Source organism: Pseudoalteromonas sp. 68 DY56-GL68 (genome assembly GCF_041414825.1).
In the GTDB taxonomy this organism is placed as follows: Bacteria; Pseudomonadota; Gammaproteobacteria; order Enterobacterales; family Alteromonadaceae; genus Pseudoalteromonas.
The window spans coordinates 324,910-339,152 of record NZ_JAOCZL010000020.1; the positions used below are offsets into that span (position 1 = coordinate 324,910).

11 protein-coding genes and 5 tRNA genes are annotated in these 14,243 nt (G+C 41.6%); 15 read left to right on the forward strand and 1 reads right to left on the reverse strand.

Going from position 1 to position 14,243, the window contains the following annotated elements:
- The first annotated feature begins 51 nt into the window (after nucleotides 1-51).
- Entirely contained in the window at nucleotides 52-1,431 is a 1,380-nt protein-coding gene (gene cysS, locus NYF15_RS13350; RefSeq protein ID WP_371353817.1) for a cysteine--tRNA ligase, read from the forward strand.
- A gap of 139 nt (nucleotides 1,432-1,570) precedes the next feature.
- The gene (locus NYF15_RS13355) at nucleotides 1,571-2,446 is read left to right on the forward strand and encodes a DMT family transporter (protein ID WP_371353818.1); all 876 of its coding nucleotides are present in this window, start codon (nucleotides 1,571-1,573) and stop codon (nucleotides 2,444-2,446) included.
- Nucleotides 2,447-2,501: 55 nt separating this feature from the next.
- Here the strand turns inward: NYF15_RS13355 and folD are convergent, their stop codons facing one another.
- Complete coding sequence (gene folD / locus NYF15_RS13360) at nucleotides 2,502-3,356, reverse strand: bifunctional methylenetetrahydrofolate dehydrogenase/methenyltetrahydrofolate cyclohydrolase FolD (protein WP_054553151.1); 855 nt, start codon at nucleotides 3,354-3,356, stop codon at nucleotides 2,502-2,504.
- A 327-nt stretch (nucleotides 3,357-3,683) separates the two neighbouring features.
- Here folD and NYF15_RS13365 point away from each other — a divergent pair.
- From NYF15_RS13365 to NYF15_RS13425, 13 genes are all read left to right on the forward strand, one after another.
- Nucleotides 3,684-3,760, forward strand: a tRNA-Pro gene (locus NYF15_RS13365).
- Between the two features lie 50 nt (nucleotides 3,761-3,810).
- A tRNA-Arg gene (locus NYF15_RS13370) sits at nucleotides 3,811-3,887 on the forward strand.
- A 23-nt stretch (nucleotides 3,888-3,910) separates the two neighbouring features.
- Nucleotides 3,911-3,986: transfer RNA gene (locus tag NYF15_RS13375), tRNA-His, on the forward strand.
- 16 nt (nucleotides 3,987-4,002) lie between these two features.
- Nucleotides 4,003-4,079 (forward strand) — tRNA-Pro (locus NYF15_RS13380).
- Nucleotides 4,080-4,203: 124 nt separating this feature from the next.
- Nucleotides 4,204-4,280: transfer RNA gene (locus NYF15_RS13385), tRNA-Pro, on the forward strand.
- 439 nt (nucleotides 4,281-4,719) lie between these two features.
- On the forward strand, nucleotides 4,720-6,024 hold the full coding sequence (tig, locus tag NYF15_RS13390; protein WP_062569848.1) for a trigger factor: 1,305 nt from the start codon (nucleotides 4,720-4,722) through the stop codon (nucleotides 6,022-6,024).
- Nucleotides 6,025-6,298: 274 nt separating this feature from the next.
- Nucleotides 6,299-6,916, forward strand: coding sequence for an ATP-dependent Clp endopeptidase proteolytic subunit ClpP (clpP, locus tag NYF15_RS13395; protein ID WP_062569849.1), 618 nt, complete (start codon nucleotides 6,299-6,301; stop codon nucleotides 6,914-6,916).
- A 135-nt stretch (nucleotides 6,917-7,051) separates the two neighbouring features.
- Nucleotides 7,052-8,335 carry an ATP-dependent protease ATP-binding subunit ClpX gene (gene clpX, locus NYF15_RS13400; RefSeq protein WP_062569850.1) on the forward strand — a complete coding sequence of 428 codons (1,284 nt, stop codon included), beginning with the start codon at nucleotides 7,052-7,054 and terminating at the stop codon, nucleotides 8,333-8,335.
- Nucleotides 8,336-8,478: 143 nt separating this feature from the next.
- On the forward strand, nucleotides 8,479-10,839 hold the full coding sequence (gene lon, locus NYF15_RS13405; RefSeq protein ID WP_130150583.1) for an endopeptidase La: 2,361 nt from the start codon (nucleotides 8,479-8,481) through the stop codon (nucleotides 10,837-10,839).
- A 193-nt stretch (nucleotides 10,840-11,032) separates the two neighbouring features.
- A complete protein-coding gene (locus tag NYF15_RS13410) occupies nucleotides 11,033-11,323 on the forward strand; it encodes an HU family DNA-binding protein (RefSeq protein ID WP_175580427.1) in 291 nt (96 codons plus the stop codon).
- Nucleotides 11,324-11,524: 201 nt separating this feature from the next.
- Nucleotides 11,525-13,426: a peptidylprolyl isomerase gene (gene ppiD, locus NYF15_RS13415; RefSeq protein ID WP_371353819.1), complete on the forward strand. Its 1,902-nt coding sequence runs from the start codon at nucleotides 11,525-11,527 to the stop codon at nucleotides 13,424-13,426.
- Between the two features lie 67 nt (nucleotides 13,427-13,493).
- Nucleotides 13,494-13,892, forward strand: coding sequence for a GNAT family N-acetyltransferase (locus NYF15_RS13420; protein ID WP_371353820.1), 399 nt, complete (start codon nucleotides 13,494-13,496; stop codon nucleotides 13,890-13,892).
- Nucleotides 13,889-14,230, forward strand: a complete 342-nt coding sequence (locus NYF15_RS13425; protein ID WP_371353821.1) for a cupin domain-containing protein — start codon at nucleotides 13,889-13,891, stop codon at nucleotides 14,228-14,230. The genes NYF15_RS13420 and NYF15_RS13425 overlap by 4 nt, the downstream gene beginning before the upstream one ends.
- Nucleotides 14,231-14,243: the final 13 nt, after the last annotated feature.

Here is a 14,243-nt window from a genome sequence, read left to right on the forward strand (position 1 = left end):
TGCAAGTGTTACCATAAAGAATCTCAAAACACCGTCAAGGACATTTTATAAATGGTACAAATTTACAACACACTTACGCGACAAAAAGAGCAGTTTAAACCCCTTGTTGATGGCAAAATCGACATGTACGTGTGTGGTATCACCATTTATGATTACTGTCACATCGGTCATGCTCGTACATTCGTCGGTTTTGACGTGATTGTTCGTTATCTTCGTCATATTGGTTATGACTTAAAATACGTTCGTAACATTACAGATGTTGACGATAAAATTATCAAGCGTGCTAATGAAAATGGCGAGTCAATTAATGATTTAACGACTCGTATGACCAAGGCGATGCATGAAGACTTTGATAGCTTAAATATGCTGCGTCCTGATGTTGAGCCAACGGTGACAAACCATATGGATGAAATCATCGCGATGGTTGAGCGTTTAATTGCTAAAGGCCATGCCTATGTTGCAGCAGATGGCGACGTATTGTTTGATGTATCTACATTTGAACAATATGGTGCCTTGTCACAACAAGACCTAACCATGCTTCAGGCTGGTTCACGCGTTGAAGTTGCACAAGATAAGCAAGATCCACTTGATTTCGTACTTTGGAAAAAAGCCAAGCCCGGTGAACCATCATGGTCATCACCATGGGGGGAAGGGCGTCCTGGTTGGCACATCGAATGTTCGGCGATGAGCTCTAAACACCTAGGTGAGCACTTTGATATTCACGGTGGTGGTTCAGATCTACAGTTCCCGCACCATGAAAACGAAATTGCTCAGTCATGCTGTGCAAATAACGGTAAATACGTGAATACGTGGATCCACACAGGTATGGTACAGGTTAATAAAGAGAAGATGTCTAAGTCATTAAACAACTTCTTTACCGTGCGTGATGTATTAAAAGAGTACGATGCTGAGTCAGTTCGTTACTTCTTAATTTCAGGTCATTACCGTAGCCAGCTTAACTATTCGCAAGAAAACCTTGAGCAAGCGCGCTCCTCTCTTGAGCGAATTTACACTGCACTGCGCGGCGTAGCGCCAATTGAATGCGATTTAGCAGGTAATGAATATGTGGCTAAATTCAGAAAGGCGATGGATGATGACTTTAACACACCTGAAGCACTACCTGTATTATTTGAGTTAGCAAAAGAGCTAAACCGTGTTAAAGACAGCGATGCAGAGCAAGCAGGTAAACTTGCTTATGTACTGCGCAGTGTTGCAGAGGTATTAGGTGTAGCACAACAAGACCCAGAAGCTTTTTTACAAGGTGGCCAAGCTGATGACGAAGTAGCACATATCGAAGCGTTAATCGCAAAACGTAATGAAGCCCGTGCTAGTAAAGATTGGGCGGCGGCTGATGAAGCCCGTGATGCATTGAATGCGCTTGGTGTGGTACTGGAAGATTCTGCTGGTAAAACAACATGGCGTAAAGCATAAGTATCAATCGAAAAGTTGCATATCAAAAGGTTGCCAATATCGGCAACCTTTTTTGTTTTTAGAAATTTATTTTTAATATTGACCTCAACTAAAGTTGAGGTTTTACCTTGGCGTTACTTTGCTTTAACAAGGACTGACTTTGAATATCTTACTTGCCATGGTCCCTGCCTTTTTATGGGGTACCACTTACGCAGTGACCAAATATGCCACACCAGATTGGCCACCATTGTTATTAGGCGCAGTGCGTGCATTGCCAGCGGGGCTATTACTTTTATTACTCAAGCCAAGTTTACCGACCCGTTCACAATGGCTCAGCTTATTGACCTTAGGTGCTGTGAATATAGCGCTGTTTTTTGCTTTTATTTTTATTATGGCAGTGAACCTTCCTGCAGCGATTGCAGGTGTTGGTATGGTATCAGTTCCTGTGGTGGCACTTTTATATGCATGGTTTGTAAAAGGGCAGCGACCAGCACGAATACAAGCTATCTGTGCGGCAGCACTTGTTATGTTAGCCTGGCTGTTATTTGATCCTACCTATGTTGCACTGAATGTACTTGGCGTTGCAGCTTTATTTGGTGCCTTACTGACTATTGTAATTGGTAGTACTTTAGTACAAAGCTTATCGGTTCATATACATTGGTGGGTTGTACTGACATGGCAGTTAATCATTGGCGGCACTATTTTGTTATTGGCTGCGTTTATTGATGGCAGTTTTATACACCCAGAGCACTATCTAGTGGTGTTTTCACCTATTTCAACATTGCAATACGCTGCATTGCTTTGGTTGATAATACCTAACACGGCTATTGCCTATATACTGTATGTGTGGTTATTGGGGCGTATGACTGTTGCTGAGTTTTCATTCGGGACTATTGCAAACCCAATTGCGGGCATCGTATGTGCTGTTATTTTACTTAGCGAGCAGTACCAAGATTGGCAATACTTGATTATGGCTATGATGATCGTATTTTCAGTACTGCCACAGATGTTGAAAGTTATTCGTTCTAGTAGATAAAAAGCATAAACAAAAAGGGCTGCCAATTGGCAGCCCTTTTTACATAACTTAACGTTTAGCTGTGATATTTTTCACATGCTTCAAGCGTGTTTTCGATTAAGCTTGCCACAGTCATTGGGCCAACACCACCAGGTACTGGTGTAATGAAATGTGCTTTTTGTTCAGCGATATCGTATTCAACATCACCAACAAGCTTACCAGATTCAAGGCGGTTAATACCTACATCGATTACGATAGCACCTTCTTTAACCCAATCACCCGGAATAAACTCAGGCTTTCCAACCGCAACAACTAATAAATCAGCGCGGCGAACATGAGTTTCTAAATCTTGAGTAAACTTATGACATACCGTTGTTGTACAGCCTGCAAGTAAAAGCTCAAGTGACATAGGGCGACCAACAATGTTTGACGCGCCAACAACCACAGCATGCATACCTTTGTAACGAACACCGGTAGAGTCGAGTAGGGTGATGATACCTTTCGGCGTACAAGGGCGAAGTGCCGGCATACGCTGCGCTAAGCGACCAATATTATACGGGTGGAAACCATCAACGTCTTTATGAGGGGTAATACGCTCAAGAATTTTTTCAGCATCAAGGCCTTGCGGTAGAGGTAATTGAACTAAAATACCGTCTACTTCTTTGTCTTCGTTTAGTTGGTCTATTAATGCAAGTAAATCTTGTTCAGTGGTGTCGCCAGGTAAATCATAAGACTTAGATACAAAGCCGACTTCTTCACATGCTTTACGTTTAGAACCAACATACACTTGGCTTGCTGGATCTTGACCTACTAACACGACTGCGAGTCCTGGAGCACGTAATCCGTTCGCTACACGCTCTGCAACGCGTTCTGCTACATTGCTGCGTACTTGTTTAGCTATTGCCTTACCATCGATGATGTTTGCCGTCATGGGTGACCTTTCATTGGGGTTAGTTAACTTGATACTGATACATTTAAATATGATTATCCGATAAAGGGGTGTGGATAAATAAATCATATTTATTTTATGTTGCGTATTTTCGCAGAAAAGCATCATAGCGCCAAGATGCAATCTTATATAAAGCGTCGATTTATAAAAAAGAGTCCAAATTTTAGCTTATATTTGCAATATTTAACCATTATGAACTAAAAGTGACCGATTGAATTATTTTCTTAAAAAAATGTTTGACCTAACCCAGCCAAATCACTATTATGCACCCCGTTGTTAACGAGGTCACTCGCAAACAATAGTAAGCATCGGCGATTAGCGCAGTTTGGTAGCGCACTTGGTTTGGGTCCAAGGGGTCGCAGGTTCAAATCCTGCATCGCCGACCACTTCTTCTTTAAGAAGCGGCGCTTACAGGCAAACTTTTGAAGTTTTCGATGCGCCCGTAGCTCAGCTGGATAGAGCAACGCCCTTCTAAGGCGTTGGTCGAAGGTTCGAATCCTTCCGGGTGCGCCATTTGAAAATATGTAAATGCCGTGGTGATTGTAGCTCAGTTGGTAGAGCCCCGGATTGTGATTCCGGTTGTCGTGGGTTCGAGCCCCATCAGTCACCCCAATTTACTCTAAGATATCGGCGATTAGCGCAGTTTGGTAGCGCACTTGGTTTGGGTCCAAGGGGTCGCAGGTTCAAATCCTGCATCGCCGACCACTTTTAGAAAATTAAAGGTCAAAGAACGATTGGTTTGGGTATATCCAATTCAGTCGAAGGTGCAAATTTTGCATCGCCGACCATTTTCTTGAATGGTCTTTATTTTCAAAACTTCTCTCAGTATCGGCGATTAGCGCAGTTTGGTAGCGCACTTGGTTTGGGTCCAAGGGGTCGCAGGTTCAAATCCTGCATCGCCGACCACTTATAAAAGTTTATAGTAAAAAAACGATTGGTTTGGGTATATTCAATTCAGTCGAAGGTGAAAATTTTGCATCGCCGACCACTTTTAAGCTTTAATTCCTCACTAAAAGCTTCTTAAATTCATATTACATATCTTCAAACCAGCTTAATTCATCTTTGCTATTTTACTGCGTTCGTTTTTTACGCATTTGAACGCTGATTGCTGCTATATACGCCAAATAATTGCCCCCTAGACTCGACTATCATAAATATTAGGTTATAATGCCGCGTCTATTGTTTAACATAGTGCCCATAGAGGCAAAGCAGCAATGGTATCTCATGGTTACAATGCGCCGTTTTAAGTTGAAATTTTCAGCGTTAAAACTTGCTATCACTCATAGAGATCACCTTGTTTGTAAGGAAGGCGAACAGTCGCCAAAATTGAAGATTGAGGTAAATCATGCAAGTTTCTGTTGAGACGACTCAAGGCCTTGAGCGCCGTCTGACCATCACCGTTCCTGCAGAGAACGTTGAGACTGAAGTAAAAAAACGCTTACAACAACTGTCTAAAACCCAGCGTATCGATGGTTTCCGTCCTGGTAAAGTACCAGCGTCTATCATCAATAAACGTTACGGTGCAGCAGTACGTCAAGAAGTTGCTGGCGAATTAATGCAACGCAACTACATTGAAGCAATTGTTTCAGAGAAAATTAACCCAGCAGGTGCACCTACTTTCGCTCCTAAAGCGTTAGAAGCTGGTAAAGATTTAGAATTCGATGCAACTTTCGAAGTTTATCCAGAAGTTGAAATCCAAGGTTTAGACAAAATCGCTGTTGAAAAACCAGCTGTTTCTGTAACTGATGAAGACTTAGCTAACATGCTAGAAACGTTACGTAAGCAACATGCTTCGTGGACTGAAGTTGACGCAGCTGCAGGTGAAAATGACCGTGTAACTATCGATTTCGTTGGTTCTATCGACGGTGAAGAGTTTGAAGGCGGTAAAGCTGAAGACTTCCCTCTAGAACTTGGTCAAGGTCGTATGATCCCAGGTTTTGAAGACAACATCGTTGGCAAAAAAGCGGGCGAAGAAGTTGTTGCTGAAGTAACTTTCCCTGAAGAGTACCACGCTGAAAACCTTAAAGGTAAAGCGGCTTCTTTCACAATCACTGTGAAGAAAGTTGAAACTCAAGAGCTTCCTGAGCTTAATGATGAGTTCGCAACTAAATTCGGTGTAGCTGAAGGCGGTGTTGACGCTCTTAAAGAAGAAGTTAAAAAGAACATGACGCGTGAGCTTGACCAAGCGGTTAAAGCTAACGTTAAAGATCAAGCAATCAAAGGTCTTTTAGAAAATAACGAAATCGAAGTGCCAAAAGCGCTAGTAGATCAAGAAATTGATGCTCTACGTCAGCAAGCTGCACAACGTTTCGGTGGCGACGCTAAAAACATGCCTGAACTTCCAGCTGAGCTTTTCCACGAGCAAGCTATTACTCGCGTTAAAACTGGCCTATTATTAGGTGAAGTTATCAAGGCGAACGAGCTTAAAGTTGATGATGCTAAAGTTGAAGAGCTAATCGCAACAGTTGCTTCTGCATATGAAGATCCAACTGAAGTTGTAGAATACTACAAAGCAAACGATCAGCTTATGCAACAAATGCGCAACGTTGCTATGGAAGAGCAAGCAGTTGAAGCAATTCTAGCTAAAGCAAACGTGACTGACGTTGAAAAAGCATTCGACGACATCATGAATCCACAGCAAGGTGCTTAATAAGTCATTGACTTAAGCCCTCGCTAGCGATTAAATGGCTCGTGTTACTCTGTATTTATACAGCGTACCCGGGCCATTTTAGTTTGTGGATATGAGTTTCACAAAAACCAACAATGCTGATGTTATTACAGAACTTTGTTCGATGAGGATTGAATTTGTTCTGATAAGTTCCTATATAGTTTAAAAGATTAAATAGATAGCTTTATTAATATTAGTATAAATGTGCTTTCCTTATTGTAAGGATGAGTCGCAGCGGATAAGGAATTAAACAAGAATGAACAGCGGTATGATAGACCCTCTAAACGCATTAGTCCCTATGGTTGTTGAGCAAACAGCGAAAGGTGAGCGCTCATATGATATATACTCTCGTCTTTTAAAAGAGCGCATTATTTTCTTAACTGGCCAAGTTGAAGATAACATGGCAAACCTGATTCTTGCGCAAATGCTATTTTTAGAATCAGAAAACCCAGAAAAAGATATTTATCTTTACATTAATTCGCCAGGTGGTTCAGTGACTGCTGGTATGGCAATTTACGATACAATGAATTTTATTAAGCCAGATGTAAGCACAATTTGTGTTGGTCAAGCAGCAAGCATGGGTGCATTTTTGCTATCTGGTGGTGCTAAAGGTAAGCGTTTCTGTTTACCAAACTCACGTGTCATGATCCACCAACCATTAGGTGGCTTCCAAGGTCAGGCATCTGATTTTGAAATTCATGCGCGTGAAATTCTGTCAATTAAAGATAAGCTAAACCGTTTAATGGCTGAGCATACGGGTCAACCGTTAGATGTTGTATCGCGCGATACCGACCGCGATAACTTCATGACTGCCAGTGAAGCAGTTGAATATGGCTTAGTCGACTCGGTATTCACGAATCGTGAAACTAAGTAATCTGAATAGCTAGTAATTACGTATTATTAGCTATTACCCTTTACTATGCGAAAACTAAAAATCTTTGATATAGTTACACATAGTGAATTAGCAGCAGATAGATGCTGCTACCAACGTAATAAAAGAGGTAGCTGAATGTCTGACACTCCTACAGACGGCGACAAAAGTAATAAATTGTTATACTGCTCTTTTTGTGGCAAAAGCCAGCATGAAGTACGTAAGTTAATTGCCGGTCCTTCAGTATACATTTGTGATGAATGTGTTGAGCTGTGTAACGATATTATCAGGGAAGAAATCAAAGACATTGCGCCTAAGCACAACGCGTCTGATAAACTGCCTGTACCAAAAGAGATTCGTAATCACTTAGATGACTATGTAATTGGCCAAGATCACGCGAAGAAAGTGTTATCTGTTGCAGTTTACAATCATTACAAACGTCTACGTAATCAAACTATCAACCCAGATATCGAACTGGGTAAAAGTAATATCTTGCTAATTGGTCCTACGGGCAGTGGTAAAACACTTCTAGCTGAGACAATGGCACGTTTACTTGATGTACCATTTACTATGGCTGATGCGACTACGCTAACTGAAGCCGGTTATGTAGGTGAAGACGTTGAAAATATCATTCAAAAGCTACTGCAAAAGTGTGATTACGATGTAGAGAAAGCACAACGTGGTATCGTTTATATTGATGAAATTGATAAAATTTCACGTAAATCAGATAACCCGTCAATCACCCGCGACGTGTCTGGTGAAGGTGTTCAACAAGCTTTACTTAAATTAATCGAAGGTACGGTTGCATCAGTACCACCACAAGGTGGTCGTAAGCATCCGCAGCAAGAGTTTTTACAAGTTGATACATCTAAGATCTTATTTATCTGTGGCGGTGCATTTGCAGGCTTAGATAAAGTGATTGAACAACGCAGTCATAAAAACACAGGTATTGGTTTTGGTGCTGAGGTTAAAAACTCATCGGGAAGCCGCAGCTTAAGTGAGACGTTTAAAGATGTTGAGCCAGAAGATCTTGTAAAGTATGGTTTAATCCCAGAGTTTATTGGTCGTCTACCTGTTGTTGCAACATTGACTGAACTTGATGAAGCCGCGCTTATTCAAATCCTTAGTGAGCCTAAAAATGCGTTAACAAAACAGTTTTCAGCACTTTTCGCGATGGAAGATGTTGAGCTTGAGTTCCGCGAAGACGCTTTATCAGCGATTGCACATAAAGCAATGGAGCGTAAAACAGGTGCACGTGGCTTACGCTCGATTGTTGAAGGTGTGTTACTCGATACTATGTATGAGCTGCCATCAATGGATGAAGTAAGCAAAGTTGTTATTGATGAAACAGTGATAAAAGGTGAGTCTGATCCAATTTTGATTTACCAAAGTGGTAATCAAGACAAAGCAGCATCAGAGTAACCTCTTGATAGTTCAAATATTAAGCAGTTAAGCATTAAAAAGGAGCCAAAGGCTCCTTTTTTTATAAATTTGTTGAACTTTCTCTTACATATCCCCATATACTTGAGTAATCTTTAAAATAAATGAAGTGCGAAGAGAATATAATGACGCTTGAGAGAACAGATCGAGTCGAAATCCCCGTGTTGGCACTGCGCGATGTCGTGGTCTATCCACACATGGTGATCCCGCTTTTTGTTGGTCGTGAAAAATCAATAAAATGCCTAGAAGCGGCGATGGACAAGGACAAACAAATTTTCCTAGTGGCGCAAAAAGACGCCTCAGTTGATGATCCGCAGCAAGATGATATTTACCGTGTTGGTACAATTGCCACAGTACTTCAGTTATTAAAGCTACCTGATGGCACCGTTAAAGTGCTTGTCGAAGGAACACAACGCGCAAGTGTAGAGAAGTTTCTAGATAATGATGATTTCTTTGTTGCAGAAGCGCAGTTCATTGAATCAAGCCATATCGACGAGCAAGAACAAGATATCTTCATCCGCAGCGCAATTAGCCAGTTTGAAGGCTATGTAAAGCTAAATAAGAAAATTCCACCAGAAGTACTTACTTCTGTGTCAGGGATCGATGAAGCTGCACGTCTGGCTGATACTATGGCGGCACATATGCCACTTAAGGTACCTGAAAAGCAAAAAGTGCTTGAGATTGCCGATGTAACAGAGCGTCTTGAGTACTTAATGGCGTTGATGGAAGGCGAGATAGATTTATTGCAAGTTGAGAAGAAAATTCGTACCCGCGTGAAAAAGCAGATGGAAAAATCGCAGCGCGAGTATTACCTCAACGAGCAAATGAAAGCCATCCAAAAAGAACTAGGTGAGCTTGATGATGTACCGGATGAATTCGAAGCGCTGAAAAAACGTATCGAAGAGTCGGGCATGCCAAAAGAAGCACAAGAAAAAGCGAACGCTGAGCTTGCTAAGTTAAAAATGATGTCGCCAATGTCGGCAGAAGCGACTGTTGTGCGCTCTTATATTGATACATTAATCAATGTGCCTTGGAAAAAACGCTCAAAAGTGAAAAAAGACTTAGCGGGTGCGCAAAAGATTCTAGATACCGACCATTACGGCTTAGATAAAGTGAAAGAACGCATTATTGAGTATCTTGCTGTGCAGCAACGTACCAATAAGTTAAAAGGCCCTATTTTATGTTTAGTAGGACCTCCAGGTGTGGGTAAAACCTCTCTGGGTCAGTCAATCGCTCGCTCTACAGGCCGTAAATATGTGCGTATGGCATTAGGTGGCGTACGCGATGAAGCTGAAATCCGTGGTCACCGCCGTACTTACATTGGCTCTATGCCTGGTAAGTTAATCCAGAATATGACCAAAGTGGGTGTGAAGAACCCATTATTCTTATTAGATGAAATTGATAAGATGTCATCAGATATGCGTGGCGACCCTGCTTCAGCATTACTTGAGGTGCTCGATCCAGAGCAAAATAGCCATTTTGCTGATCATTACCTCGAAGTGGATTACGACTTATCAGATGTGATGTTTGTTGCCACCTCAAACAGCTTTAACATCCCAGGTCCATTACTGGATCGTATGGAAGTAATTCGTTTATCGGGTTATACCGAAGATGAAAAGCTGAATATCGCAAAACAACACTTAATTCCAAAACAAGTGAAGCGTAACGGTTTAAAAGAGTCTGAGGTTGAGATTGCAGACAGTGCGATTATTGGCATTATTCGTTATTACACACGCGAAGCGGGCGTTCGTAACTTAGAACGTGAAGTATCAAAACTATGCCGTAAAGCCGTTAAGAATATCCTGCTTGATAAAGGCACCAAAAAGGTACTTATTGACGAAAACAACCTTGAAGAGTTCTTAGGTGTACAACGCTTTGACTATGGCAAAGCAGAAGACGGTGACCGAATTGGCCAAGTAACGGGCCTTGCGTGGACTGAAGTAGGTGGTGATTTGCTGACTATTGAATCAGCGGCTGTACCAGGTAAAGGCAAGCTAACTTATACCGGTTCGCTTGGTGATGTAATGCAAGAGTCAATTCAGGCAGCGATGACGGTTGTTCGTAATCGTGCTGAAAAGCTTCGCATTAATAGCGACTTTTATGAAAAGCGTGATATTCATGTGCACGTACCTGAAGGTGCAACGCCAAAAGATGGCCCAAGTGCGGGTATTGCCATGGTGACAGGTTTAGTATCGAGCTTAACTGGGAACCCAGTACGCTCTGATGTAGCCATGACTGGTGAAATTACGCTACGCGGTGAAGTATTACCAATTGGCGGCCTTAAAGAAAAGCTACTTGCAGCACACCGTGGTGGAATTAAAACCGTTATTATTCCAAAAATTAACGAACGTGACTTAAAAGAGATCCCTGATAACGTATTAGAGGGCCTTGAAATTCACCCAGTTACTTGGATTGATGACGTTTTAAAACTGGCTTTAAAGCACCCAGTTGAGAGTTTTTCTGTCGAAACTGAAAAAAACCAGTAAAAAACCGCAAAAAAGTGCATTTAGGGGCTTTTCAAATACCAAAGGTATGATAAGTTAAGCACTAGTTTTCAAGCCTAGGCCTTATGTGGCCTAGGGTTGAGAAAAATATAATAAACTGAGCATAAACTTAATTTGCTCATAAATTTTCAAAACAGTGATGTTAATTTAAAAACAATCGCTCTTGATAATAACAATGAAAGAGGATGATATTGTGAATAAATCTCAATTAATCGATCAAATCGCAGCTGATGCTGACATTTCTAAAGCGGCTGCTGGTCGTGCACTAGATTCATTCATCGAGGCTGTTTCAGGCGCTCTTAAAGATGGCGATTCAGTGGCGCTAGTTGGCTTTGGTACTTTCTCTGTACGTGAGCGCGCAGCACGTTCAGGTCGTAACCCGCAAACTGGTGAAACTATCCAGATTGCTGCAGCAAACATTCCTTCTTTCAAAGCAGGTAAAGCGCTGAAAGACGCAGTAAACTAATCAACACACGATTAGTTAGGTGAAAGATACTTAATTGCACTTAGATCAAATTAAGTATCTTAGCGCCAGTTACTTCAAGTGGAAAAGCGTATCTGGTAAGATACGCTTTTTTTACATGAGCAGGGTTGATACCAAATCCGTAATGATACCTCATTAGGCTAATTGGTATAATTTTTACCTGATCAGAATAGAGATAAATAAATGCTTGAGAAAATCAGAGAAGGTTCGCAGGGACCTGCAGCCAAAATTATTCTAGGCGCGGTGATTTTATCTTTTGCTTTAGCTGGGATTGGTGGTTATTTAGGACAAACCACAGAGCAGCCCGTTGCAGAAGTAAATGGAGTTAAAATTAGCCAAACCGAGTTCAGCCGTGCGTACCAAAACGAACGTAGCCGTTTAGAGCAACAATTTGGTGAATACTTTGCACAAATCGCTGCTGATCCAAATTATATGGCGCAAATTCGTCAAGGCGTAATTGACCGTTTAGTACAACAAGAATTGCAAACTCAACTAGCGGCAGAATTAGGTCTTCGCGTCAGTGATGAAAGTATTCGTAAAGCTATTTTAGAAATGCCTTACTTCCAAGTTGGCGGCCAATTTAGCAACGATCGTTACTTACAAGTTATTCGTCAAATGAACTTCCAGCCAGATGCTTTTCGTGAGTATTTACGTGAAGATATGACACGCAGCCAATTGGTTGGTGCAGTGGCGGGTAGTGATTTTGTTTTAGAAAACGAACTGAACAATAGCGTAGCGCTACAACAGCAAACACGTAGCATTGATTATGTGGTGGTTGATAAAGAGTCTTTGCAAGAGGGTATCGAAGTAACTGAGCAAGAGATTGCAGATTACTACGACTTAAACCAACCGCAATTTTTGTCGCCAGAGCAAGTATCAGTAAGCTATATTGACTTAAATGCAGCAAATCTTGAATTAGATTCAAGTGTTTCTGAAGATGACGTAAAAGCATACTATGACCAAAACAGCGCACAATACGTTGAGCCTGAAAAACGTCGTGTTTCGCATATCTTAATTGATAACAGTGAAGATGATGATGCCGCAAAAGCGAAAGCTGAAGAGCTATTAACACAGCTTAATAACGGTGCTGATTTTGCAGAATTAGCTGAATCATCATCTGATGATGTTGTTAGCGCTGAAATGGGCGGTGATCTAGATTGGATTGAACGCGACATGATGGACCCTGCGTTTGAAGACGCAACTTATGCTCTTGAAAATAAAGGTGACATATCAGGCGTTGTAGAATCAGAATTCGGTTATCACATCATTAAGCTTACTGACATCCAAACACAGCAAGTAAAACCGTATGCAGACGTAAAAGATGAACTTCGCGCTGAACTTGAACGCTCTAAGAAAGTTAATGCGTTTTATGAGAAGCAAACTCAAATGGGTGAACTTGCGTTTGAAATTTCAGATACTTTAACAGATGCTGCAGATGTAGCTGGCGTAGAAGTACAAAAAACGGAACTTGTTACACGTAATGCATTACCTGAACCGCTAAACAACCCTCAAGTAGTTGCTGCCATTTTCTCACCTGAAGTGTTAGAAGATCGCATGAACTCAGAAGTGATTGAAGTCGGTGATGAGCATGCTATCGTTGTGCGTGTAAACGATCATAAAGCGGCTACAACTAAACCGCTTGAAGACGTTTCTGAGCAAATCAAAGCAACATTAGTAGCACAAAAAGCATCGGAACTTGCTAAAGAAAAAGCACGTACTCTGTATGCTGATATTGAAGCTGGAAAGAGCTTAAATGATGTAGCGACCGCTGAAGGACTAACTGTTCGTCAAGAAGCTACGCTTGCTCGTCAAGCTTACACGGTGTCGCCTGCAATTGTTCAACAAGCATTTAAAATGGCACACCCTGAAGATAAGCCAGTTGTTGATGTTGTTGACCTAAGCAATGGTGATACAGCAATCGTTGCATTAAAAGCTGTTAATGAAGCACCTAAAGCTGAAATTAATGAGCAACAAAAGCAAAATATCACCATGGCTCAAGTGAATAAAAACTACATGGTATTTATTGCAGCACTTAAAGCGCAAGCTGATATTCAGGTACCAAAAGTGGTTCAAGCTACTGAATAAGTAGCAAAACGACTTAAGTAAAAGGCGCCTCTGGCGCCTTTTTTGTTACCACAGAGAAGGAGTAATTATGCAATATAGTTTTATTGAGCAACTGCCGAGTGCCGAAGAATACTGTGAAATGCGCCGCAAAGCGGGTTTGTCGGCTCGTTCACTCGCGGCGGCTAGAGCAGGTTTACCATATTCTCTCTATGCTATTTGTATTCGCAAAGGCGAAGAGCTGATTGGCATGGGCCGTGTAATTGGCGATGGTGGTTGTAACTTTGAAGTGGTTGATATTGCTGTGGCACCCGAGTTCCAAGGCAAAGGGTTAGGACGTGTCATTATGGAACATGTTGATCGCTACATTGAATCGGCAGCCTTTGAGGGCAGCTATGTCACAATAGTGGCTGATAAACCAGGTTTTTACGAAAAGCTTGGCTACAAGTTTGTCGCACCACAAAGCCAAGGGATGTATAAAAAGTTTTGAGTATCATAGACAAACATAGCGCAGATCATTACACATGGGGTAACAATTGCGACGGTTGGCATTTGGTAAAGTCTAATGCACTGAGTGTTATTCAAGAACATGTCCCTGTGGGTGGTGCTGAAGTAAAGCACTACCATAAGCATGCAGAGCAATTTTTCTTCGTGCTTAGTGGTTGTGCCACTATCGAGCTTGATGGGCAAATACACCAACTGACCGCGCAACAAGGTTTGCATGTAAGTGCTGGCCGAGTTCATCAGCTAAGTAATCAAGGTACTGAACCATTACATTTTATCGTTACATCAACACCGCCAAGCCATGGTGACAGAATTGATGTGTAAAAGCCGAGGGGAA